14 protein-coding genes are annotated in these 25171 nt (G+C 68.8%); 6 read left to right on the top strand and 8 right to left on the bottom strand.

Annotation, left to right across the window (positions count from 1 at the left end; genetic code table 11):
• Positions 1 to 9: 9 nt before the first annotated feature.
• Positions 10 to 948 carry a LysR family transcriptional regulator gene (locus tag QFZ83_RS21040; RefSeq protein ID WP_307509739.1) on the top strand — a complete coding sequence of 313 codons (939 nt, stop codon included), beginning with the start codon at positions 10 to 12 and terminating at the stop codon, positions 946 to 948.
• On the opposite strand, the gene QFZ83_RS21035 is transcribed toward QFZ83_RS21040, so the two are convergent.
• The 6 genes from QFZ83_RS21035 to ppc form a co-directional block, all read right to left on the bottom strand.
• Positions 932 to 2176, bottom strand: coding sequence for an MFS transporter (locus QFZ83_RS21035; protein WP_307509735.1), 1245 nt, complete (start codon positions 2174 to 2176; stop codon positions 932 to 934). The two genes, QFZ83_RS21040 and QFZ83_RS21035, sit on opposite strands and share 17 nt — an antisense overlap.
• 198 nt (positions 2177 to 2374) lie before the next feature.
• Positions 2375 to 2902: a hypothetical protein gene (locus QFZ83_RS21030; protein ID WP_307509732.1), complete on the bottom strand. Its 528-nt coding sequence runs from the start codon at positions 2900 to 2902 to the stop codon at positions 2375 to 2377.
• Positions 2899 to 3300 carry a GFA family protein gene (locus QFZ83_RS21025; protein ID WP_307509730.1) on the bottom strand — a complete coding sequence of 134 codons (402 nt, stop codon included), beginning with the start codon at positions 3298 to 3300 and terminating at the stop codon, positions 2899 to 2901. The genes QFZ83_RS21030 and QFZ83_RS21025 overlap by 4 nt, the downstream gene beginning before the upstream one ends.
• 87 nt (positions 3301 to 3387) lie before the next feature.
• Entirely contained in the window at positions 3388 to 11583 is an 8196-nt protein-coding gene (locus QFZ83_RS21020) for a GH36-type glycosyl hydrolase domain-containing protein (RefSeq protein WP_307509727.1), read from the bottom strand.
• Positions 11580 to 11798 (bottom strand): hypothetical protein, encoded by a 219-nt coding sequence (locus tag QFZ83_RS21015; RefSeq protein WP_306879831.1) that lies wholly within the window; start codon positions 11796 to 11798, stop codon positions 11580 to 11582. Before QFZ83_RS21015 ends, QFZ83_RS21020 begins: the two co-directional genes overlap by 4 nt.
• A gap of 164 nt (positions 11799 to 11962) precedes the next feature.
• Positions 11963 to 14806 (bottom strand): phosphoenolpyruvate carboxylase, encoded by a 2844-nt coding sequence (ppc, locus tag QFZ83_RS21010; RefSeq protein WP_306879830.1) that lies wholly within the window; start codon positions 14804 to 14806, stop codon positions 11963 to 11965.
• 83 nt (positions 14807 to 14889) lie between these two features.
• On the opposite strand from ppc, the gene hemC reads away from it, so the two are divergent.
• Genes hemC through QFZ83_RS20990 form a run of 4 tightly spaced genes read left to right on the top strand, consistent with a single transcriptional unit; the run spans position 14890 to position 19003 of the window.
• Positions 14890 to 15816, top strand: a complete 927-nt coding sequence (hemC, locus tag QFZ83_RS21005; RefSeq protein ID WP_307509724.1) for a hydroxymethylbilane synthase — start codon at positions 14890 to 14892, stop codon at positions 15814 to 15816.
• 16 nt (positions 15817 to 15832) lie between these two features.
• Positions 15833 to 16615, top strand: coding sequence for a uroporphyrinogen-III synthase (locus QFZ83_RS21000; protein ID WP_307509721.1), 783 nt, complete (start codon positions 15833 to 15835; stop codon positions 16613 to 16615).
• Positions 16612 to 17712, top strand: a complete 1101-nt coding sequence (locus QFZ83_RS20995) for a uroporphyrinogen-III C-methyltransferase (RefSeq protein ID WP_307509718.1) — start codon at positions 16612 to 16614, stop codon at positions 17710 to 17712. Before QFZ83_RS21000 ends, QFZ83_RS20995 begins: the two co-directional genes overlap by 4 nt.
• A gap of 7 nt (positions 17713 to 17719) precedes the next feature.
• Complete coding sequence (locus QFZ83_RS20990; protein ID WP_307509714.1) at positions 17720 to 19003, top strand: heme biosynthesis protein HemY; 1284 nt, start codon at positions 17720 to 17722, stop codon at positions 19001 to 19003.
• Between the two features lie 12 nt (positions 19004 to 19015).
• Here the strand turns inward: QFZ83_RS20990 and QFZ83_RS20985 are convergent, their stop codons facing one another.
• Positions 19016 to 20563 (bottom strand): MFS transporter, encoded by a 1548-nt coding sequence (locus tag QFZ83_RS20985; RefSeq protein ID WP_307509711.1) that lies wholly within the window; start codon positions 20561 to 20563, stop codon positions 19016 to 19018.
• Between the two features lie 109 nt (positions 20564 to 20672).
• Here QFZ83_RS20985 and QFZ83_RS20980 point away from each other — a divergent pair, with 109 nt between their 5' ends.
• Positions 20673 to 21539, top strand: a complete 867-nt coding sequence (locus tag QFZ83_RS20980; protein WP_307509708.1) for a LysR family transcriptional regulator — start codon at positions 20673 to 20675, stop codon at positions 21537 to 21539.
• Positions 21540 to 21603: 64 nt separating this feature from the next.
• On the opposite strand, the gene QFZ83_RS20975 is transcribed toward QFZ83_RS20980, so the two are convergent.
• Positions 21604 to 24885, bottom strand: a complete 3282-nt coding sequence (locus tag QFZ83_RS20975; protein ID WP_307509706.1) for an Rne/Rng family ribonuclease — start codon at positions 24883 to 24885, stop codon at positions 21604 to 21606.
• Positions 24886 to 25171 lie beyond the last annotated feature (286 nt).

Raw genomic sequence — 25171 nt, 5'->3', positions numbered from 1 at the left:
GGCCTGCCTATGCAGGGCATAAGGAATACTTTGGAAAAGACACTGAACCTCGACCAGCTCAAGTCCTTCGGACTGGTGATCGAAACCGGCAGCTTCTCGGCCGCGGCCGACCGGCTCGGCCTCACCCAGCCGGCCATCAGCCTGCAGGTGCGCCAGCTGGAGCGCAGGCTTGCGGTGCGATTGATCGAACGGGTCGGCAAGCGCGCGCGGGCCACGCCGGCCGGCATGGAATTGCTGCGCCACGCACACCACATCGAGACCGCGGTCGACAACGCCATCGACGCCCTGGCCGATCACGCAAGCGGCGTCACGGGCCGCGTGCGCCTGGGCACCGGCGCCACGGCCTGCCTGCATTTCCTTCCGGCCGTGCTGCGCGCGCTGCGGGAAGAGTTTCCGGCGCTCGGCATCGTGGTGAGCACCGGCAACACCGAGGACCATGTGCGCAGGGTCGAGGAGAACAGCATCGACCTCGCACTGGTCACGCTGCCCGCCGCCGGCCGCTCGCTGAGCGTGACGCCGGTGCTCGACGACGAGTTCGTCGCCATCGGCCGCAGCGACCTCGCACCGCTGAAGGCGCGGGTGACGCCGGCCGACCTGGGCGGGCTGCCGCTGGTGCTGTTCGAGCCCGCGGCCAACACGCGCAAGCTGGTCGACCGTTGGTTCGCGGCCGAAGGCCTGCAGCCGCAGCCCGTGATGGAACTGGGCAGCGTCGAGGCGATGAAGGAGATGGTGGCCGCGGGGCTGGGCTACGGCATCGTGCCGCGCATGGCGATGGCCGGTCGCGGCGCCCACCCCGACCTGAAGATCAGCCGCCTCGCACCGCGCATGCACCGCACGCTGGCCGTCGTCATCCGGCGCGACAAGCCGGTCAACAAGGCCCTGCGCGTGGTGCTCGATGCGATCGCGGCAGCGGGCAAGAAGGCGGGGGCGGTTACTCGGGCAAGGTAGCCAGCACCGGACCTCCACGCGCCCGGCCCAGCGTGCCGACGATCAGCGCGGCGATCAGCACCAGCACGCCGCTGAGCACCATCGCGCTGGAGATGCCGAAGTTGTCGACCGTGAGGCCGCCGATGAGAGCGCCCGAGGCGATCGCCACCTGGAAGCCGCTCACGAGCAGCGCCTGGCCGGCTTCGGGGGCATCGGGCACGGCTTCCATCATCCAGCCGGTGAGCGCCACCGGGATGAGGCCGAAGGCGACGCCCCAGATGAAGACCACGACCGCTCCCGGCACGAAGCCACTGCCGATCAGCGTCGACAGCAGCAGTGCCGTCGCCAGCATCAGCGCAGCCAGCAAGGTGGTGCCGCGCACGCTGCGCGCCACCAGGCTGCCGCCGACGAAGGTGCCGATGAAGCCGACCGCGCCGTAGACCAGCAGGAGCGTCGAGACCGCGTTGGGCTCCAGGCCGAACACCTGCTGCAGCAGCGGCTTGAGGTACGTGTAGGCCGCGAAGTGCCCGGCGATGAAGAACAGCACCGCGAGCAGCCCGACCTGCGCCATGCGGCGCGTGAGCGGCGTGAGCAGATCGCGTGCGCCGATGGCGCGCACCGGCGGAATCGCGGGCAAGAGCCACAGTTGCACCAGCAGCACCACTGCGGCAAGCGCGCCGGTCACGGCGAACGAAGCGCGCCAGCCGAAGAGCGTGCCGAGGAACGAACCCGCGGGCACGCCGAGCACGGTGGCGGCGGAAACACCAGCCAGCACCAGCGACATGGCGCGTGCCTTCGAGGCGTCGGGCACCAACTGCGTGGCGGCGGCGGGTGCGAAGGTCCAGAAGCCGCCCACGCACAGGCCGAGCAGCAGGCGCGCGACGAGCATGGTGGCGAAGTTGGGCGCAAAGGCCGCGAGCAGGTTCGAGGCGATCAGCAAGGTGGTGAGCGCGATCAGCACCGTGCGCCGGTCGAGCTTGCCCGACGCGACGATCAGCGCCGGCCCGGCGAAGGCGGCGAGCACGCCGGGCATCGTGACCATGAGGCCGGCCGTGCCGTCGGAGACGTTCAGGCCGCGCGCGATGTCGGTGAGAAGCCCGATGGGCATGAACTCGGTGGAGACCATCGCGAAGGTGCCGACGGCGATGGAGCCGACCGCGAGCCAGGCGGAACGGGTGGTCTTGACCAGCCCGGACGGCGGCGACGGCAAGTCGTCGATGCAGGGAGTGCTGCTGGGTGCATTCATCATGGGAAGGGGTCCTGGGGCGCATCGGCGAAGCGCGTGCCGATGCTTGTTGCGGGAGTCCAGGGAGTGTGAAAGCGGATGCCCTCGCGACAAAGGGGGCTCGCGGCAGTAGTCAGTTTCCCGTGGGCGAACAATCGGGCCTTTTTGCAACTCCGTGGCTGCTGGCCCGCTCGCCGTGGCGGCTATCGCCGCCATCAGGTGCTATCGGAGTTGCAGCACCCGGCCGTCGGCAATGAACGAATCGCCGACCAGCACACGAAAGTCCGCACCTTGCGGAAAACGGGGCTTCGCAAGATCCGGTGTCAGGAATTCGATGTCGAGCACATGCGCCTTCCCGCGCTCCAGCACCTCGCCTTGCGGCACGAACCATCGCGCCGAAAAACCTTGGTTGTCGATCACCAGTGCACAGCGGTACTCCCCGGCGCCGAGCGGCACGTCGTGCACCGGCAGCGCCGGCGGGCGCAGCGTGATGTCGGCCAGCAGATGTGGCGTGAACACACCCAGCGCATCGAAGGTGGCAGGTTCGGGCGGCGGCGCGCGCCGAGGCAGCTTGCCGATGAGCCACGCGATCACGTTGCCGATGATCGGCACCCACAGCACCATCAGCAGCGTGGCGATGTCGCGGGTGGTCGTGCCGCGCTCCGCGTAGTGCCGCACCACCGCCCCCGTGACCGCCACGCACAGCAGGATGATGACGATGAGCTTGCGGCGGAACTGGATCTTGGTCATGCCTTGGGCGGTAGCGCTTCGGTGAAGGAGGGGACGTCGGCGGTGTATTCCAGCCATGGCACTTCGTGCGAGAGCCAGATGTGGGCGCTCGGGCGGGCCCCGGGGTCGTCGTCGAGCGTGGCAACGCGCAATATCACCTGCGGCTGCGCCACCCATTCGGCCACGAGATGGGTGCCGCATCGCGTGCAGAAGTGGCGCAGCTTGCCCGGCGTGGATTCGAAGGCGCCGCGGGCTTCGTCGCCGGCAGTCCAGCGGAAGTCCGCCCGGTCGGCTCGCGCCGTGGAGGTGAAGGCCGCCGCATGGGCCTTGCGGCAGGTCTGGCAATGGCAGTGGACGATCGGTCCGGCAAGCCGCGTGGCTTCGTACCGGACGGTGCCGCAGAGACAGGAGCCTCGCATCGTGTTTTCCTTCGGGTGGTCAGGGTGGTCGTGGGCTGTGAGTCTACGCAGCCCCACTCAGCCCCATTCAGCGCCACTCAGTTCCACTCAGCCGACCCGCAGCACCGCCTCCGCCGGCAGCGCCTGCCAGTCGATCCATTCGCCCACCGCCACATGGTGGGTGGGTGTCGCAGCGACCTCGGGCGCGCCCCACTGCAGCGTGAGGCGGCGCTCGCCGAGCCGCAGCGCGATCTCGAAGCCCGGCCAGTGCGCAGGCACGTGCGGCGTCAGCGAAAGCTGCCTGCCCTTCACGCTCAGCCCCAGCAGCGTTTCGACGGACGCGCGATGCAGCCAAGCGGCCGAGCCGGTGTACCAGCTCCAGCCGCCCCGGCCCACATACGGCGCGGCGCCGTAGATGTCGCCCGCCATCACGTAGGGCTCCAGTTCGTAGGCTGGCCCGCGCTCCGGATGCGTGCCGCGGTGCGCCGGGCTCAGCCCCTCGAAGCTCTGCCACGCCGCTTCATGGTCGCCTTGCAGCGCCTGCGCCATCAGCGCCCAGACCGCGCCGTGCGAGTACTGCCCGCCGTTCTCGCGCACGCCGGGCGGATAGGCCTGGATGTAGCCCGGGTTGTTGGTCGAGTGCGCGAAGGGCGGCGTCAAAAGGCGCAACAGGCCTGCGGGCTCGTCGTGCAGGTGTTTCTTCACGGCCGCCATCGCGGGGCCGGTGTGCGCCGCGTCCGAAGCGCCGGAGAGCACCGACCACGCCTGCGCGATCAGGTCGATGCGGCATTCGTCGTTGGCCGACGAGCCCAGTGGCGCGCCGTTGTCGAAGAAGGCACGGCGGAACCATGCACCGTCCCAGCCCGCATCGTGCAGCGCGGCGATCCAGCCGCGGCGCGCTTCGGTCCAGCGTGCGGCGCGTTCGTGTTCGCCGCGTGCTTCGGCGATGGGCGCGTAGTGCTCGACCACGCTGCAAAGGAACCACGCGAGCCACACCGATTCGCCGCGGCCTTCGTGGCCCACGCGGTTCATGCCGTCGTTCCAGTCGCCCGTGCCCATCAGCGGCAGGCCGTGCACGCCGGTTTTCAGGCTCCGGTCGATGGCGCGCGCGCCGTGGTCGAACACGGTGGCCGTGCGGCCGTTGTTCTGCGGCGCGTAGTAGGCGTCTTCGGCGCCATCGGGAATCACCGGGCCTTCGATGAAGCCGACCACCTGGTCGAGCAGCGAGGCATCGCCGGTCACCTCGACATAGTGCGCCGTCGCGAACGGCAGCCACAGCAGGTCGTCCGAGAAATGCGTGCGCACGCCGGCACCGCCGGGCATGTGCCACCAGTGCTGCACGTCGCCTTCGGGGAACTGGCGCGCGGCGTTGACGAGGATCTGCTCGCGCAGCCGCGCCGGATCGGTGAGCGAGAAAGCCATCGCGTCCTGCAGCTGGTCGCGAAAACCGAAGGCGCCGCCCGCCTGGTAGAAGCCGGCCTTCGACCAGAGCCGGCAGGCCAGCGTCTGGTAGATGAGCCAGCGGTTGACCATCGCGTCGAACAGCGGATCGGGCGTGCGCACGGTGAGGCGGCCGAGCAGTTCGTCCCAGAACCCGCGCACCTGCGCCAATGCTTCAGGGACATCGCGTTGCCGCCAGCGGTGCGCCAGGTCGAGCGCGGCCTCGGCGGTACCGGCATGGCCCAACACGAAGGTGAATTCCGCGCTCTCGCCCGCACCGACGACGAACTCGCCGCCGATGGCCGCGCACGCGTCGAGCCCGCTGCCCGCGCGCCGCGCGAGCGTCTCGGGCACCTCGACGATGCCGTGCCCCGCGAAGAACTCGTTGCGGTCGCAGGTCCATTGCGTGGCTCCGGACAAGCCGGCGAGTAGCAAAAAGGCTGTGCTTCCGCCGAAGCCCCCGCCCGATTCGCGCTGCTGGCCGAACACCGCCGGCTGGTCTTCCGGCTTCCAGCAATGCACGGTGCGCCGTTCGCCGCGCGCCGCGCCCATTTGCCACTCGACCATGCCCAGCGTGCGCAGGCGCCGCTGGCCGGAGCCCTCGTTTTGCACGCGCACGTGCACCAGCTTCACGGCATCGTCGCGGTCCGCGAAGAAGGTGGTCTTGAGCGTCAGGTTGTGCAGCCGGCATTCGAAGACCGAGTAGCCCTGGCCATGCCGAACGCGGTGACGCACGGCTTCGGAGCCACTGGCGCCCTGACCGGCGGGCGTGAGCGGCAGCAGCTCGCGCGTGGCCAGGTCCTGCAGCAGGTAGTGCTCGAAGGCCGGGTCCTGCACCGGGTCGTTCGACCACGGCGTGACCTGGTGCATGCGGCTGTTGCCGGCCCAGGTGAAGCCGGTGCCCCACTCGGACACCTGGAAGCCGAAGTTCGCATTGGCGATCACGTTGACCCAGGGGCGCGGCGTGCGGTTGTCCATGTCGACGTCGAAGCGGAACTCGCCGCTCTCCGCGTCGAAGCGGCCGGCCGGCGCCGTCATCGGCGTCGTCGCGGGCTGCGCCGATTGAGCCGCGGCCGAGCGCATGAGCAGCGGCGTGCGCTGCGGCACCGGCGCGCTGCTGTCGTCGGCAATCGTCGGGCTGCGCGCTTCGTGCAGCGCGGCCACCTGCACTTCGAGCGCGCGGCCGTCGGCAGTGAACACCACGCGCGCGAGGCTGGAGAGCGCGGCCTTTTCCGAAGGCGCCACCTCGTGGTCGCGCAGCAGGTAGAAGCCTGCCGTGTCGTTGCGCGGAAAGCTGTTCTGGGTCTGCTGCTGCACCCGCGTGCGCAGCGCTTCGATCTCGCGCTGCAGCGGCATCAGGTACGAATTGGGCTCGCTGTTGAGCACCACCAGGTCGCAGGCCACGCCGCCGAAGCCCCACCACGGCTGCGCGCGCAAGAGCGTGTTGATGAGCCCCATGCCGTTCATCGAATGGATGTAGACCAGCACGATGGGCTTGTCGCCGGAGATGCCGAAGCGCCAGATCTGCCGGAGGTCGATGAGCCCGCGGTCCTTCATCACGCGCGGCGTGGTGTAGGTGAGGATGGTCGTCAGGTCCTGCAGCGCAAGGTTCTGCGCGGGCGCGATGCTCAGGTCGCGCAGCCGCACCTGCGCCAGCGTGGCGGCCATGCGCGTGGCGCGCTCCACGTGCATGGGCTGCAGGTAGCGGTCGATGCTGGGCATCAGCGCCTCGATGCTCTCGTCGGCGGCGGTCGCGAAGCTCAGGCGTGCGGTGGCGCCGGGCGCGATCGACAGGCGCACGCGCAGGCACGCGATCGGGTCCAGGCCATTCACCGGCGTGCCGTTGATATGCAGCGGCTGCGCATCGAGTGCGGGGCTCGCGAGCGAGCGGTTGCGGCCGATGAAGGCGCGCCGGTCGGTCATGCAGTCGATGGAAAGCACATGTGCATCGACCGAGGCGACGAAGTGCGCGGCCGCCACCACCGGGTCGCCGTGCAGGCGGGGCCTGCGCGACATCAGCAGCGCACGCCACGCGGGCTCCCAGCGCGATTCGACGAACAGGTTGGCGAAGGCCGGATGCGCCTCGTCGGCCTTGGGGTTCGAGAGCACCGGCTCGAAGTACGAAATGAGTTCGAGCGTGCGAGTTTCATCGCCCGAGTTGTGCAGCGTGATGTTGCGCAGCTCGGTGTCGTCCTCGGGGCTGATCAGCACCGTGGTGCGCACCTGCAGGCCCGGGCCGGCCGCATCGAACTGCACCTGGTCGGCGAGAAAGCGGGTGCGGTAGAGCCAGTCGGCGCCGGGCGCGGGCAGGGCGGTGAGGGAGGTGAGCTCGCGCTGGCCTTCGTCACGGATGTAGAAGAAGGTGCCGTGGCTGTCGCGCAGCGGGTCGTCGCGCCAGCGCGTCACGTTGAACGAACGCCAGCGGCTCACGCCCGCGCCGTTGGCGCGCAGCGCCACCGTGTAGCGGCCGTTCGACAGCAGGTGCGTGGGTTGGAAGCCGGCCGCCATCGGGTCGACCAGGCGCGGCTGGAACAGCGGCGCCAGTTCCGTCTGGCTGGGCTCGGGCGGCGTGCGCGGATCGGCGCTGCCGATGATCTGCCGCGGCGTGCGCTCGTGCAGCAGCGACTCGTGCGCCTGCACCAGCGCGGCGCTGCCGAACCAGCGGCGCGGGCCGTCGGTGCACAGCACGTTGCACAGCGCCACGAGCGACATGCCCTGGTGGTGCGCCATGAAGTTGCGCACCACGGTGAATTCCTGGCCCTCGGCCTGGCGCGAGGCGGTGAAGTCCACCGCGTCGTGAAAGCCGAACTCGCCGCGCGCGCCGAGCGCTTCGAGCCGTTCGAGATTGGCCACCGCGGCCACGGGCGCGAGCACCGCGGCCATCACGCTTGCGTAGGGCGCGACCACGCGGTCGGTGGGCGGCGTGCGGCGCAGCGCCAGGCGCGGCACGCCGAAGGGTGAGTACTGATAGGCGAGCGAGTGGTCCTGCGCGAAGTAAGCCGATTCCGAAACGCCCCACGGCAGGTTCTGCGCGCGGCCGAATGCCTGCTGCTCGGCGATGGCGGCGCTGTTGGCGACCTGCAGCAGGCCATCTTCGGGTTCGTGCATCACGAGCGCGGGCATCACGTACTCGAACATCGAGCCGGACCACGACTTGAGGCTGGGCTGGAAGCCCACCAGCAGGAACGGCCGGCCGAGCGCCATCCAGTGGCGACGCGGCACGTCGCCCTTGGCGATCGCCAGGAAGCTCAGGAGGCGCGACTCGGAGGCAAGCAGGTCGTAGTAGCTCGCGTCGAGCACGTTCTCCTCGACGCGCAGGCCAATGTGGAACAGGTGGCGCTTGGCGTCGTAGAGGCCGCTGAAATCCATGCCCGCATGCAGCGCGTCGCAGCGTTGCGCAAGCGCTTCGAGCGCGGGCGCTTCGTGGCTCTCGCAGCCCTCCGCGGAAAAGGCGCGGCAGGCCTGCGCCACCGCCACGAGGTGGCCCGCGAAGTTGCCGCTGTCCACGCTGGAGACGTAATCCGGCGGCAGCGGCTTGAGCGTCTGCGTGTCGTACCAGTTGAAGAGATGGCCCCGGTGCTTCTGCATGCGGTCGACGGTGTCGAGCGTGGCGCCGATGCGGGCGAGCAGCGTGGCCGTGTCGATCCAGCGGAACTCGCGCGCGCAGCACACCGCCAGCAGGTACATGCCGATGTTGGTCGGCGAGGTGCGATGGGCGATGGTGGGCTGCGGCTCCAGCTGCAGGTTGTCGGGCGGCAGGTGGTTGTCGTCGGGGCCGACCACGTGCTCGAAGAACAGCCAGGTGTCGTGCGCCAGTTTCTCGAGGTAGGTGCGCTGCCCGGCGTTCAGCGGATCGGGCACCTCGGCATCGACGCGGCTGCTCCACCACGCGGCGACAGGCGCGAGCGCCCATACGACGAAGAGCAGTGGGCCGACGATCGGGTACGCGCTCCAGTGCGCCGCGACGGCGAGCGCGAGACAGGCCACGCTGCTGAGAGCGCCGCTGCGAAGGAACGGCAACAGTTGCTGGCTGGACTGGGCCTGCGCCTGCGCGGCGGTGGTCCATTGCAGCAGGTGCTTGCGGCTCACGACCAGCCGCCACGTCGCGAGAAACGCCGCGTCGAGCAGCAGCCGCGTCTGCGCCGCGAGTTGCACGAACTGCCATGCCGCACTGGCCAGGGCGCGCAGCAGCTCGACCGCGCCCACGTCGAAGAAGTGGCGCAGCTCGATGGCGCGCCGCGTCGGCACTAGCCCGGCGAGCGCGCCGAGCAGCGGCCCGAGCGTGAGCGCCGCACCAACGGCCGCCAGCGCCCAGCCGAGTGGCATCGCCTGCGTGAAGATCACCAGCACCAGCAACGCGAAAGAAGTCGGCACCACCTGCGAGCGGCGCAGGTTGTCGCCCATCTTCCAGAGGCCGAGCGCATCGATGCCGAAGCGCCGGGCGCGCCACATCAGCGGCAGCAGCTGCCAGTCGCCGCGCACCCAGCGGTGCACGCGCGAGGCGGCGACGCCGGCGTGGTGCGGGTGGTCTTCGATCAGCACCACGTCGCTCACCATCGCGCAGCGCGCGACCGTGCCTTCGAGCAGGTCGTGGCTCAGCACGGCGCTGTCGGGGATGCGCTGGTCCAGCGTGGCGTGCACCGCGCGCACGTTCAGCAGGCCCTTGCCGGTGAAGGAGCCGCTGCCGAACACGTCCTGGTAGATGTCCGATGCGCCGCTGCCGTACGGGTCGAGCCCGCATTGGCCGGCGAACATCCAGTGGAAGGGCGAGCGCTCGTTGCGCATCGGAAACGGCGTGACGATGCGCGGCTGCAGGATGCCGAAGCCAGCGACGACGCGGCGGCTTTGCGCATCCACCTCGGGTGCGTTGAGCGGATGCGCGGCAATCGACACCAGGTCGCGCAGCGCGCCGGGCGGCAGGCCCGTGTCGCTGTCGAGGGTCAGCACATAAGGCGTGCGACCCGCAGCCAGTTGCTGGCCCGGCGCAAGCGGCAGGAAGCCACTCGCATCGCCGGTCGCGAGCAGGCGGACCAGCATCTCGAGCTTGCCCCGCTTGCGCTCCCAGCCCATCCAGCGCTCTTCGGTGTCGCTCCAGGTGCGCGGGCGATGCAGCACGAGGAAGCGGGGCGCCGCGCCGTCGGCCGCGGGGTACTTCGCGTTGAGCGCGGCGATGCGCTCGATGGCGTCGGCCAGCAGCGGTGCGTCTTCGGGCCGCGAGGCCTGCGAGGCGTCGGCCCAGTCGGTGAGCAGCGCGAACTGCGCGTGCTGCTCACGGTTGGCGAGCCAGTGCAGTTCGAGCCGGTGGGCGAGCTGCACGTTGTTCGCAGTCGAGGTCAGCAATGTGGGAATGACGACGAGCGCGCGGTGCCGCTCGGGAATTCCGGCTGCGAAGTCTAGGCGCGGCAGCGCCTGCATGCGCACCGACTCCGCCATGATCCGTTGCGCCAGCGCGATCACCGCTTCCGAGAGCGGCCATGCGAGCAGCACGAGGACGGCCACAATGGTCCAGTCGCCGCGATGCGCGAGGCCCTGCGCCACGGCGAACAGCAGCAATGCGGTGCCCACGGCGACGGACAGCAGGTACGCGGGAAGGCGCCAGCTGCGATGGCTGCGTGCGGGCCGGGCAGGAGCCGCGCGGCCATTGCGGCCCGCCTGTCCACCGGACTGCAATGCGGCAATCAACGCCGGTCGGCCCTGGCCGAAAAGGTAGTAGCCCGCGGTGCCATCCGCGCGGTCGGTTTCGGCAGCGGCATCGTCGGCCGGTGCGCTTGCGGCCATGCGCACGACGGCCTCGGCCACTTCGCGCTCGGGCTGTTCGGTGTCGCGCGCCACCCGCTCCATCGCATGCGTGATCTGCTGGCGGGTGCGCTCGCTCTCGCTCGCAAAGCTCGGCAGTTCGCGCAGCACGCGCAGCGAGCGGCTCACCGGTTCGATCAGGTCGCTCCACTCGACCTGGCCGATCATGCGCAGCGTGGTGATGATGTTGCCGACCGTGAGGTTGGCGGCGGCCTGTGCGTTCTGCGCGTCGTTGATGAGCGCGGGGCCGTTGGGGCAGTGCTGCTCGGTCCAGCGCACGAGCGCCGGCATGTTCTCGCCGTGCTCGACCGGCAGGCGCTGCCAGAGCTGCGTGAGGTAGGGGGCCTGCAAGCCGTGGCTCTGCAGCGCGCGGTAGAGCACGTCGAGGTCCTGCGCCGAGAGATGCGGCGCCGCATCCCAGGCGGCGTGCGCAATCTCGCGCGCGACCTTGTTCTCGGCAATGCTTTCGGCCACGCGGCGCAGGTTCTCGAGCAGAACGACGCGCAGCGTGGTAGGCAGCGCCCAGAGTTCACCGAGCGTGAGTTCGTCGATGTCCTGGTAGGCGTTGAGGAAGGCGGTGAACAGCGTCTTGTTGAGCACGCTGTCGGTGTGCGCCACATAGGCCCAGGCGATGCCGTACACGCGCGGCAGGCCCGCGAGCGGCGGCGTGGCCAGCTTGGGCAGGCGCGCGTAGTAGCTGCGCGGCACGCCGTCGTGAATCTGCTGGAGCTGCGCTTCGACGAGGTGGAAGTTGTCGAGCAGCCATTCGGCGGCCGGCGACACGTAGCGTCCGCTCTGCGAGATCAGCGCGATGTAGTCGAAGGCGGCGCGCAGCGACTCGAGGTTCTCGTCCACGCGCGGAAAAAACGGTGCAGCTTCGCTGGTGCGGCGATGGTCATCTTCCACCACCTGCGCGCGCGCGAGGCTGTGGCCGTGCTGCTCGAAACGTTGGGCGCCGAAGAGTTCGGCGCGGATCGGGAGGGCTACCGGGTCATGCGGACCCAGCAGAAGCGTCCGGGCGTAGTGACTGAGCCCCTGGAGGCGGTCGGCAACGGCTGCGGCGCTCAAGCGATCGCGAAGAGACCGATGCCGAGGACCACGGCCATGCAGGCCATCGTGACGATGCGGCCCGCAGCGAGTGCGCGCACACGTTGCATGTGGCTTCGCACCGAGAACCATCGGCCATGGGCGCGTGCGCAATGGCGCATGTGGGAGGCCAGGGCTTCGAAATCGTCGTTGACGAAATCGACTTGCGAATGGGTAAGGGACTGCGGGACGGACATTGCAACGGGCTCCTGTGAAACGACTTCGAGCTGCCGCGCGATTGCGAGAACTGTGAACGTGTCCGACCGTACGCTTTTAAATGACCTTACGGGTTCCTCATTGGCGACTGTTCACGTAGGAGAGGGCGCACAAGGCGCCCTCCGTCTTTGTTGGCCGAGCCTGATCAGCCCGTGTTGCGCAGCCCCGCGGCCACCCCGTTGATCGAGATGTGAATGCCGCGCTGCAGCCGCTCGCCGCCGTCGCCCGCGCGATAACGGCGCATCAATTCGACCTGCAGGTGATGCAGCGGATCGATGTACGGGAAACGATGGCGCACCGAACGCTGCATCTCCGCATTGCCTTCGAGCCGCTGCTTCGCGCCGGTGATGAGCGTGAGCGCATCCGAGGTGCGGTGCCATTCGGCATCGATCATCGAGAACACCTTCTGGCGCAGCTTGCGGTCGGTCACGAGTTCCGCGTAGCGCGAGGCCAGCGCGAGGTCGCTCTTGGCGAGCACCATGTCCATGTTCGACAGCAGCGTGCGAAAGAACGGCCACTGCGCGTACATGCGCTGCAGCAGCGCCACGCGCTCCTTCTTGCCGGCGGCGTTACCGGCCGAGGCGAGGAACTGCTCCACGCCGGCGCCGAAGCCGAACCAGCCCGGAATCGTGAGGCGGCACTGGCCCCAGCTGAAGCTCCACGGCACCGCGCGCAGGTCGTCGATCTTGTGGCTCGGGTTGCGGGAGGCCGGGCGCGAGCCGATGTTGAGTTCGGCGATTTCGCGGATCGGCGTGGAGCCGAAGAAGTAGTCGCCGAAACCGGGGGTCTCGTACACCAGCTTGCGGTACGCGGCCATGCTGGCGGCCGAGAGTTCGCTCGCGGCCGAAAGGAAGGTGGCAGGCGCCGACTTGCCCTGCGGCAGCAGCGTGGCCTCGAGCGTGGCGGCCACGAGCGTCTCGAGGTTGCGGCGTCCGATCTCGCGGTTGGCGTACTTCGAGCCGATGACTTCGCCTTGCTCCGTGAGACGGATCTGGCCGCGCACAGTGCCCGGCGGCTGCGCGAGGATCGCCTGGTAGCTCGGGCCGCCGCCGCGTCCCACCGTGCCGCCGCGGCCATGGAACATGCGCAGGCGAATCGGGTTGGCCTTCTTCTTGTTGAGTTCGTCGAACAGCGACACCAGCGCGATGCCCGCGCGGTACAGCTCCCAGTTGCTGGTGAAGATGCCGCCGTCCTTGTTGCTGTCGCTGTAGCCGAGCATCACGTCCTGCTCGCCGCCCGAGCGCTCGATGAGCGCCTGGATGTTCGGCAGCGCATAGAAGGCACGCACGATGGGCGCGGCATTGCGCAGGTCTTCGATGGTTTCGAACAGCGGCACGACGATCAGGTCGCACACCGCATTGGTGGCCATCGCACCGCGCAGGAGGCCCACTTCCTTTTGCAGCAGCAGCGCTTCGAGCAGGTCGCTCACCGTTTCGGTGTGGCTGATGATGTAGTGGCGAATGGCCGCGGCGCCGTAGCGCGCACGCGCGGTACGGGCGGCGGCGAAGATGGCCAACTCGCTTTTTGCGAGCGGCGAGTAGCCGGCATCGGGCACGCGCAAGGGGCGCGCATCGTCGAGCAGCTTGAGCAGCAGCGTCTGCTTGGCCTCTTCGGCGAGCGAGGCGTAAGAAGGCTCGATGCGTGCGGTGGCGAGCAGCTCGGCGATCACCGCCTCGTGCTTGTCGGAGCTCTGGCGCAGGTCGACCGTGGCGAGGTGGAAGCCGAACACTTCCACCGCGCGGATCAGCGGCCGCAGGCGCGGCGCGGCGAGCACGCTGCCGTGCTTTTCGCCGAGCGACTCTTCCACCGTGCGCAGGTCGGCGAGGAATTCCTCGGCTTTCGCATACGGGTTCTGCGGTGCGACCGCATGGCGCGCGGCCTCGCCGCCGGTGAGCTCGCGCAACGTGGCCGCCAGGCGCGCATACACGCCCGTGAGCGCGCGGCGGTAGGGCTCGTCCTTGCGGTGCTCGCTGGTGTCGGGCGAGCGCTCGGCCAGCGCCTGCATCTCCACTGACACGTCGACCAGCGTGGCCGAAAGTGAAAGCTCGCCGCCCAGGTAATGCACCTCGGTGAGGTAGTAGCGCAGCGCCAGTTCGGCCTGCCGGCCGAGCGCGTATTCGAGCGTTTCGGCGGTGACGTTCGGGTTGCCGTCGCGGTCGCCGCCGATCCACTGGCCCATGCGCAGGAAAGGCGCAACCGACGGCGTGTGGCCGCCTTGCGTCAGCGCCTTTTCGAGGTCGGCATAGACGCGCGGAATCTCGCGAAGGAAGGTGGCTTCGTAGTAGCTCAGCGCGTTCTCGATTTCATCGGCCACGGTGAGCTTGGAAAAGCGCAGGAGGCGCGTCTGCCAGATCTGCGTGACGCGCGTGCGCATCTGCGTTTCGTTGTCGGCGAGCTCGATGGGCGAGAGCGCATCCTTTCCGCTCGCGTAGGCGCTCTGGCGCAGCTTGATTTCATCGCGCGTGGTGAGCAGCAGGGCAATGGCGCGCTCGGCATCCAGGATGCTCTTGCGCTGCACTTCCGTCGGGTGCGCGGTGAGCACGGGCGACACGTAGCTGTGGGCGAGCGAGGCGACGATTTCGTCGGGCTTCACGCCCGCCTTGCGGATGCGCGCGAGGGCGGTCTGCAGGTCGCCGTCGGCCAGCACGCCTTCGCGATCGGCCTCGGTGCGGCGGCGGATCTGGTGGCGGTCTTCTGCAAGATTGGCCAGGTGGCTGAAGTAGGTGAAGGCGCGAATCACGCGCACCGTCTCGGCGGCGCTCAGGCCCTTGAGCAGGTTTTTGAGCGCCCGGTCGGCCGCCTGGTCCGCGTCGCGGCGAAAGGCCACGGACAGGGTGCGGATCTTCTCCACCAACGCATAGGTTTCGTCTCCTTCCTGCTCCCGGATCACATCGCCGAGGATCCGGCCCAACAGCCGGATGTCGTCGATCAGTGGCTGGTCTTCGGCCTGTCGGCGCTTGGGGAGGGCAGGGGTCTTGCTGGCTTTCATTCGATGTTGTTCCTGGGGACTTGAATGGACGCGCCGCCTGCGTTGCTGCGGCGCAACATGCTAGCATTCCGGCGTCTGAAAACATGTACTTTTTGGGAGCGGTCTTGAGCAATATCGTGATCGCGACGCGCGAAAGCCGGTTGGCCCTTTGGCAAGCCGAACACGTGCAAGCGCTTCTGCAAGAACGAGGCCATACGGTCAGCCTCCTGGGCATGACGACCCGGGGCGACCAGATCCTCGACAAGAGCCTGAGCAAGGTCGGCGGCAAGGGCCTCTTCGTGAAGGAACTCGAAACGGCGATCGAAGACGGTCGCGCCGACATCGCGGTGCATTCGCTCAAAGATGTGCCGATGGACCTGCCCGAAGGCTTCGTCCTCGCCTGCGTGCTGGAGCGCGAAGATCCGCGCGATGCAATGGTCTCCCCCCGATACGCCTCGCTCGACGAACTGCCGCACGGCGCGGTGGTCGGCACCTCCAGCCTGCGCCGCGTGGTGCTGCTCAAGGCCAGGCGGCCCGACGTGCGCATCGAACCGCTGCGAGGCAACCTCGATACGCGCCTGCGCAAGCTCGACGAGGGGCAGTACGACGCGATCATCCTGGCGGCCGCGGGCTTGAAGCGTCTCGGCCTCGAAGACCGCATCCGCGTGGCCTTCGAACCCGACGACATGCTGCCGGCAGCGGGGCAGGGCGCTCTGGGCATCGAAGTGCGCGCCGACCGCGAGGATCTGATCGAACTGCTCGCACCGCTCGCGCATCGCGGCGACTGGCTCTCGACCGCCGCCGAACGCGCAGTGAGCCGTGCGATGGGTGGCAGTTGTTCGATGCCGCTCGCGGCGCATGCCCGCTGGCAGGCCGATGGCGCATTGCGCATCGATGCGGCCTGGGGCGACCCTGAAGGCAATGCGCCGCTCGTTCGCGTTCATGCGCAGGCCGACGTCGGTGACTTCGGACGCGCCGACGCGCTCGGCGAACACGCCGCCGCGCTGCTGCGCGACGCAGGCGCCCACTGAAACCCGTGGTCGTCCGATGACTGCGCGGCCCGTCATCGTCACGCGGCCCGCGCGCGAGGCGGTGCAATGGGTCGACGACTTGCGCGCCGCCGGGTTCGATGCGGTGGCGCTTCCATTGATCGTCATCGAGCCGGTTCACGATGCCGAGCCGCTGCGCGCGGCCTGGCGGCGCATCGAAGACTACGCCGCGCTGATGTTCGTCAGCGCCACGGCGGTCGAGCATTTCTTCCAGAGCAGGGACGCGGATTCATCCGACGAAGCGATGGCCGGTTGCCGCTTCTGGGCCACGGGGCCCGGCACGACGCGCGCCTTGCTGCGCGCCGGCGTGCCGCCCGAAGCCATCGACGCACCGCCGCCCGAGGCCACGCGCTTCGACTCCGAAGCGCTGTGGGAGCGCGTGCAGGCGCAGGTGTCGGCCGGCGTGCGCGTGCTCATCGTGCGCGGCGGCGATGAAGCCGGGCAGCCCGCCGGCCGCGACTGGCTGGCCAAGGAGATCGACGCGGCGAACGGGCGTCGCGACACCGTGGTGGCCTATCGCCGATTGCCGCCGTTGTTCGATGTCGGACAACACCAGCTCGCTGTCGACGGTGCGCAAGGGCGCGCGATCTGGCTCTTCAGCAGCTCGGAAGCGATCGCCAATCTTCAGCGCGCGATGCCCGGCACCGGCTGGCACGCCGCGAGCGCGGTCGCCACGCACGCACGCATTGGCGAAGCCGCGCGGGCCGCGGGTTTTGGTGCGTTGCGTGTCTGCACACCCCTGCGGGATGCGTTGATCGCGTCGATAGAATCGTTGGCATGAGCGCCGCGTCCCCGTCAGACGACATTTCTCCTCCTTCTCCCACTGCCGCAACGGCGCCGGTGCCCGCCACGCTGGCGCCGCATCAGACGCCCGCCGCCATGGCCGCCGCAGCCACTTTGCTGTCCCGCATCGGCCTGGGGCTCCTCACTCTCATGGCGCTGCTCGCATTGGTGATGACCATCGCGCTGTGGAACAAGGTCAGCGGCATGAAGGAGCAGCTGGCACGCCAGAGCGCCGAGGCCACCGCCCAGTCGATGGAAGCGCGCACGCTGGCGCGCCAAGCCAGCGACACGGTGCGCGATGCCGCGGCCCGCGTGGCGCTCATCGAAACCCGCGTGGCCGAAGTCGCACTGCAGCGTTCGCAACTCGAGGAGCTGATGCAGAGCCTCTCGCGTTCGCGCGATGAAAACCTCGTGGTCGATATCGAGTCGGCCGTGCGCCTTGCGCTGCAGCAGGCGCAGGTCACCGGCAACGTCGAACCCTTGCTGGCTGCACTGAAGGCCGGCGACCTGCGCATCTCGCGCGCCGCGCAGCCGCGGCTCGCACCGCTGCAGCGCGCGATGCAGCGCGACGCAGACCGCCTCCGCAGCAACTCGAGCGTCGACAGCGCCGAAGCACTGCAGAAGCTCGACGAACTGATGCGCAACGTGGACGACCTGCCCGCGATCAATGCGGTGGCGGTGCGCGGCACGGGCGTCAACGCGTGGCAGCCCGAACCGATTCCGGCCGATGCACCATGGTGGCGGCGTGCGCTGCTCACGGTGCGCGGCGAAGCGCGTTCGCTGGTGCGCGTCGGCCGCATCCAGAGCCCCGAGGCGATCCTGCTGGCGCCCGAGCAGACCTACTTCCTGCGCGAGAACCTCAAGCTCAAGCTGCTCAACGCGCGCCTTTCGCTGCTGTCGCGCCAAGTCGATGCCACGCGCACCGAACTGGCCCAGGTGGGCGCGTCGCTCAACCGCTATTTCGACCCCGCATCGCGTCGCACGCAGGCAGCGGCCACGCTGCTGCAGCAACTGCAGGCACAGGTGAAGACCACCGAGCCGGCACGCGTCGACGACACGCTCGCGGCACTGGCCACTGCGGCCGCGGGACGCTGATCCGGTCATGCGCGCTGCAATCTGGCTCCTCGCGCTGTTCGCCGTCGCCGCGGCAGTCGCTCTTTTCGCGGGCAACAACCAGGGCACGATCACGGTGTTCTGGCCGCCCTGGCGCGTCGACCTGTCGCTGAACCTCGTGCTCGTGATCCTGCTGGGCACTTTCGTGTTGCTGCACGTGGCGCTGCGTGCGCTGGCCGCGTTGTTCTCGCTGCCGACGCAGGCGCGCCAGTGGCGCCTCCAGCAGAAGGAACGCACATTGCATGCGGCCTTGCTCGATGCGATGGTGCAGTTGATCGCCGGCCGCTTCTCGCGCGCACGCAAGGCGGCCCAGTCCGCGCTGGTGCAGGAAAAAACATTGGCCGCACTCGATGCGAACCTGCCCCAGGCGCAGCAGGTGCGCGTGCTGTCGCATTTGCTCGCAGCCGAGAGCGCGCAGGCTTTGCAGGACAAGCCGGCGCGCGATGCGCATCTGCAGCAGGCTCTCAATGAAAGCGTCGATCGCACATTGCTTGCAAGCCCCGAGACACGCGAAGGCGTGCAGCTGCGCGCTGCGCGCTGGGCGCTCGAAGACCGCGATGCGGCCGCCGCGCTTGCCCGCCTCGAAGAACTTCCGCAGGGCGCACAGCGGCGCACGCTGGCCCTGCGCCTTCGCCTGAAGGCGGCACGCCAGGACCGGCGCACGCTCGAAGCCCTCGAAACAGCCCGCTTGCTGGCCAAGCACCGCGCCTTCTCGGATGCGGCGGCGCAAAGCATCGTGCGCGGTCTCGCGACCGAGCTGCTGTCTGGCGCGCACGACCCGGCGCAGTTGATGCGCGCCTGGTCCGAACTCGACACCAACGAACGCGAAATGCCCGAGGTGGCGATCCATGGCGCGCAACGCATGGTGCTGCTTCACGGCGACCTGTCGCTCGCGCGTGGCTGGCTGCTGCCCGCCTGGGAGCGCATGGTGGCGAACCCGCGCGGCCTCGGCGATGCGTTGCGCGTGAAGCTCGCGCGCGCACTCGAAGCGGGGCTCGACTCGGTGGACGCCGACTGGCTCGCCCGCATCGAAAGTGCCCAGCGCAACAACCCGCGCGACGCGAACCTGCAGTACCTCGCCGGCATGGCCTGCATGAAGCGCCAGCTCTGGGGCAAGGCGCAGCAACTGCTGACGCAGGCCGGGCTCGCATTGCAAGACGCAGAGCTCTATCGCCGCGCCTGGCTCGCGCTGGCCGAGCTGGCCGAAGCGCGCGAGGATGCCGAGCAGGCCGCCGCCGCCTGGAAGCGCGCGGCGCAGGCGCCCAGCAACTGATCTTGTCCGGCTTCAGGGGCACGCACCCGAAGCCTGCACCGACGGCCTGCGGCTGCCGAAGATCACGAAGCTGATCGCCGCCAGCACCCAGATACCGATGCCGCCATAGAGCATCACCAGTCCGAAGCCGTGCAGCAGCGCCGCATGGACGATCGCACCGGACGGATCGAACTGCGCGAGGTCCGGAAAGCCCTGTGCGAGCGATGCGAAGTTGCCGGCCGCGATCTTCTCCGCGAGCAGGCGCAGCTGCTGCGCGTCGAACGACGCGGGCAGGGCATTCCTCAGCGACGAGAAGATGCCCCCGAGCAGGATGAACCCCATCAGCGCGATGTTGACCGCCAGCGTGATCAGCCGCGCGCTCATGTCGATGCCCGACGCCATGCCGGCGCGGTTGCTGGGCACCGAGCCGGTCGTGGTGTTCGTCACGGGCGTGTTGGTCAGGCCGAGGCCGATGCCGGCCAGCAGGCAGCCGGGCAGCATGGTCATCCAGCTCGCCTGCGCTGCGCTGCTGCCGTAGCGCATCGCGAAGAAGCCCACGCCAATCACGAACATGCCCAGCGGAATGACCGCGCCCGGCCGCCAGCGCAGCGAGAGGCGCTCGGCCAGCGGCGGCATCAGCAGCGTGGGCAGCGTGTAGGCGAGCAAGGCTGAGCCTGCGGTGACGGCGCCGTAGCCCAGGCCACTCTGGAAATAGATCGGCAGGTAGATCATGAACGGCCAGAAGCTGAAGTTCATGCCGATGGAACCGAGGATCGCACCCGAGAAATTGCGGATGCGGAAGACCGAGAAATCGAACATCGGATGCGGGTTGATCTTCTCCACCCACAGGAACACCGCGAAGCTGGCGGCCGAAGCGGCGAGGATGCCGAGCGCCAGCGGGCTCGTGAAGCCGATGTCCGGCCCCTGCGTGATGAACCATGTGAGCCCGAACACCGCCAGCGACAACGTGACGATGCCCGGCAGGTCGAGCCGCTTGGCATGCGGATCGCGCGACTCCTCGATGCTGCCCAGCACGAGCGCCAGCGCCAGAACGCTCAGCGGCACATGCACCAGGAACACCCATTCCCAGCTCGCCAGCGCTGCGATGGCGCCGCCGATGATCGGCCCGAAACCCAGCCCCATGCCGAAGACCACGCCCCAGATCGCGAAGGCCTTGCTGCGCTCCGGCCCCTCCTGGAACTGGTGCGACAGCACCGCGAGCTGACAGATCAGCATCACGCCGCCGCTCAGGCCCTGCAGGAAGCGGCTCGCGATCAGCACCAGTGCGTCCTGCGCGATACCGCAGACCAGCGAGGTGATGCCGAACAGGACGATGCCGACGACGAGGATGCGCTTGCGGCCGTAGCGGTCGGCCAGCGTGCCGGCAGCCATCAACACCGTGGTGCAGGCGATGGTGTAGGCGTTCATGATCCATTGCATGTCCTTGAAGTCGCCGTGCAGGACTTTCTCGAGCGTGGGCAGGATCACCGGCACACTGGAGATTTCCAGGCCGAACATCAGGGCAACGAGACAGACTGCGGCGAGGGCAACGCGGTTCTTGCCGATATGGGAGAGGGGCATCGAAAGGCTTTCCGGAATCAGGTCCGGGCGATTCTGTGGAAAGCATCTTCATGATGGAAATGATTTAATTTCCTGAGATTCATTTCAAACCGTCATTTATTGCCGACCCATGGACTTCGACCCCACGCTCCTGCGCGCCTTCGTGGCTGTCAAGGAAACCGGCGGCTTCACGCGCGCGGCCGAGCGGCTGCACCTGACGCAGTCCGCTGTCAGCCACCAGATCCGCAAGCTCGAGGAGCAGGTGGGCCGGCAGCTTCTGCACCGCACGACGCGCCGCCTCACCGTGACGGAAGACGGCGAGGATTTCCTGCGCTATGCGCAGCAGATCCTCGACACGCTCGACGCGATGACGCGGCGCTTCCAGCCCTCGCCGATCACGGGCGCGGTGCGTTTCGGCGTGCCGGACAACTTCATGGGCGACCGCCTGCCGCCGTTGCTGTCGCAATTCGCACGGGCGTTTCCGGCGGTGCGGATGGAGGTCTGCGTGAGCATGCACACCGACCTGCGCGCAGCGATCCGGTCCGGCGAGCTCGATCTTGCGGTAGTGATGTCGCCGCCCAACGTGGCGGAGGGCACGTGCCTGCGGCGCACGCAGCTGGTCTGGGCCGCGGCCGAAACCTTCGAGGCGCCGAAGGGCGCATCGCTGCCGCTGGCCTTCTTTCCCAAGCCCTGCGTCAACCGGCAGGTGGCCGGGTCGGCGCTCGATCTCACCGCCATCGACTGGCACGTGGTCTTCACCTCGGCCAGCCCGCAAGGCATTCGCGCGGCCGTGCTCGCGGGGCTCGCGGTGACGGTGCTCACGCGCGAAGAGGTCGAGCCGGGCATGAAGATCGTCGACGGCCGCTACGGCCTGCCGCCGCTGCCGAGCGTCGAGTTCGCGCTGATCTGGAGCGAGAGCGGCAAGACGCCGTGCGCCTGCCGCTTCGGCCAGATGATCCTGGAGATGCCCGACCTGGCGGTCGGCGCGCGGGCATAAAAAAACGGCGCCAGATCAGGGGCGCCGTTCTTCATTTGCAAGCTTCGAGCTTGCTTGGTGGTGCTCAGTGCGCGCCTGGCGCCTGCGCGTCGGTGGCCGTCTTCTCGAACGGCAGTGACATCGAACCGAGGTCACGGCGGGTTTCGATCAGCACCAGCGGACCTTCGTCGAGCACGATCACCGGTGGGCGTTCGCGCGGCACATGTACCGGCTTCGGCTCGGCGGCGATCGCGGCGCGCGCTTGCGCGATGCGATCGGCATCCGAGTTGACCCACTGCAGGCCCGAGCTCTCGGCGATCTGCGCGAGTTCGTTCAGCGGCAGTTCGAAGGCCTGCACCTTGGGCAGGGCGCGGCCGTTGCCGGCGGGTACTGCCTTGGCGGTTTCGACCACGATGGGCGCTGCGACCGGCGCGGCTGCAGGGCGCTCGAAGCGCGGCTGCTGCTGCGGTGCGGGTTCGCGCACTTCGGGGGCTGCGGCGACTTTGCTCACCTGGCGTTCGGCGACAGATTCCGACGCCAGCGGCAGTTGCTGCTGCTGGCGGGCGACCGGCGCTTCGTACGATTCGCCGGTGGCTTCCATGGCCGCTGCGACGGCGCCTTCGGCTGCCGGTGTCTCGGCTGCGTTGTTGGCTTCGTTCTCGTCGCGCGGACCGCGTTCGCGGCGATCGCGGCCGTAACGGTCACGCGAACGACCACGGCGCTGTTCTTCGCCTTCGCGGCGCGGTGCCTGGTCGTTGCCCGCGTTGTCGCCGCCTTGTTCGCCATCGGCGGAGGCCACTTCGGCCACGCGCGCTTCGCCTTCGTTGGCGGCGGGCGGTGCGTCGTTGCGGCGCTCGCGGCGGCCGTCGTTGCGCTCGCCGCGTTCGGCACGGTCACCGCGCAGGGCGCGTTGCTCGTCGCGGCCGTTGCGGGGCTGGCGTTCGCCTTGCGAGGCGTCGTCACCGGCGATGGCTTCGCCGCGCGGTTGTGCGTCGCCGTTGCGTTCGCCGCCGCGGTCGTTGCTGCGCTCGCCGCGTTCGCCACGGTCGCTGCGCTCGCCGCGTTCACGACGCTCGCCGCGAGCGCGCGGTGCGCGTTCCGCTGCGTTGCCTTCGTCGGCGCCGGGCGCTGCCTGCTGGGCTTCGAGGTTGACGTTGCCGTCGACCAGTGCCTCGGCCGGTGCATTGCGGCCTTCGCCTTCGCGGCGCTCGCCACGGCCGCCACGGCGTTGTTCGCCGTCGCGCGGGGCGCGTGCCTCACGCGGTTCGCGGGGTTCACGCTGTTCGCGCGGCTCGCGTTGTTCACGCGGTTGGCCTGCGGCTGCGTCGTTGCGCAGTTCGCTGCTGCGGCCTTCGCGGTTTTCGCTGCGTCCTTCGCCACGGCCACCTTCGCGGCGCTCGCCACCGCGGCCGCCGCGGCGTTCGCCGTCACGGCCACCACGGCGTTCGCCGCCTTCACCGCGCGCTTCGCCGCGGCCTTCGCCACCGCGGCCGCCACGGCGCTGTTCGCCGTCACGCGCACCGCCGCGGGCTTCGCCATCGCGGCCCGGACGGCCATCGCGGCGGGGCTTCGGTGCCTCGACCGGAATCGCAGCCGGTGCGGGCGCCTTCGCTTCAGCGGGCGCGCCGCCGAACAGGCTCTTGATCCAGCCGAAGAAGCCGCCCTGCGCCGGAACCGGCGCGCTCACGACAGGCGGTGCGACCGGTGCGGGTGCCGCGACAGGCGCACGCACCGCTTCGGGCTTAGGCGGAACGACCGGCGCGGGTGCGTCGGGCAGCACGCCCTTGATGACCGGCGTCTGCTTGTTGGTCGGCTCCTGCGAGCGGCGGGTGACTGCCGTCGGATCTTCGATCTCGTCAGCCATCTTGTAGCTGGCTTCGATGTGATCGAGGCGCGGATCATCGTGCTTGAGGCGCTCGAGCTTGTAGTTGGGCGTTTCGAGCGTCTTGTTGGGCACCATCAGCACGGTGACGCGCTGCTTGAGTTCGATCTTGGCGATTTCGGGGCGCTTTTCGTTCAAGAGGAACGAAGCCACTTCGACCGGCACCTGGACATGCACGGCGGCCGTGTTGTCCTTCAGGCACTCTTCTTGAATGATGCGCAGGATTTGGAGCGCGCTCGATTCGGTGTCACGGATGTGGCCCGAGCCGCCGCAACGGGGGCAGGGGATCGACGAGCCTTCGCTCAGCGCCGGCTTCAGGCGCTGGCGGCTCATTTCCATCAGGCCGAACTTGCTGATCGAGCCGAACTGCACGCGGGCGCGGTCTTGCCGCAGCGCGTCGCGCAGGCGGCTTTCGACTTCGCGGCGGTTCTTCGACTCGTCCATGTCGATGAAGTCGATGACGATCAGGCCGCCCAGGTCGCGCAGGCGCATCTGGCGGGCCACTTCGTCGGCGGCTTCGAGGTTGGTGCGGGTGGCGGTTTCTTCGATGTCGCCGCCCTTGATGGCGCGGGCCGAGTTCACGTCGACCGAGACCAGCGCCTCGGTGTGGTCGATCACGATGGCGCCGCCCGAGGGCAACTGCACGGTGCGGGCGTAGGCCGATTCGATCTGGTGCTCGATCTGGAAGCGGCTGAACAGGGCCGCGTCGTCGCGGTAGCGCTTCACGCGGGCGGCATGCTCGGGCATGACGTGCGCCATGAACTGCTGCGCCTGGTCGTAGATGTCGTCGGTGTCGATCAGGATGTCGCCGATGTCGTGATTGAAGTAATCACGGATCGCGCGGATGACGAGCGACGATTCCTGATAAATCAGGAAGGCGCCCTTGCCGCCCTTGCCCGCGCCGTCGATGGCGGACCAGAGCTTGAGCAGGTAGTTCAGGTCCCACTGGAGTTCGGGCGCCGAGCGGCCGATGCCGGCGGTGCGCGCGATGATGCTCATGCCCTTGGGGTACTCGAGCTGGTCCATCGCCTCCTTGAGCTCGGCGCGGTCGTCGCCCTCGATGCGGCGCGAAACGCCACCGCCGCGGGGGTTGTTCGGCATCAGCACGACATAGCGGCCGGCCAGCGAGATGAAGGTGGTGAGGGCCGCGCCCTTGTTGCCGCGTTCTTCTTTTTCGACCTGGACGGTGAGTTCCTGGCCTTCGCGGATCGCATCCTGGATGCGGGCCTGGCTGGCCGACACACCTTCGGCGAAGTACTGCTTGGAGATTTCCTTGAACGGCAGGAAACCGTGGCGGTCTTCGCCGTAGTCGACGAAACAGGCTTCGAGGCTGGGCTCGACGCGGGTCACGACCGCCTTGTAGATGTTGCCCTTGCGCTGTTCGCGCCCTTCGATCTCGATTTCGTAGTCGAGGAGCTTTTGCCCGTCGACGATGGCCAGGCGCCGTTCTTCGGCTTGCGTGGCATTGATCAGCATCCGCTTCATGATGCGTTGTCCTTATATGTATCGTTTACCGGCTCTTGACGAGCCAACGATGCACGGACGACGCCCGCGAAACCAGGGAATTGCCGCTTGGCCCCGGATGCTGTCGCTGCCGCGCCAGGCGCGAGCAGGCCTCTCGAGCGTCAGCTCAAGAAGACAGCCGGGGTGGGGGCGCGTGGATGGGCGCGAGCCAGATTCGGTGTTGAGTGGCCACCTTTTCGATGGCCGGTTGCGCAAGGGGAGCGCGCGCTGCGGATGATTCAATGCCGGAGGCCGCTGGCAGAAGCCA

The sequence above is a fragment of the Variovorax sp. W1I1 genome, from assembly GCF_030815625.1.
Classification (GTDB): Bacteria; Pseudomonadota; Gammaproteobacteria; order Burkholderiales; family Burkholderiaceae_C; genus Variovorax; species Variovorax paradoxus_C.
The sequence above is the reverse complement of the archived record's forward strand: the minus strand, read 5'-3'. Positions and strand labels throughout refer to the sequence as shown.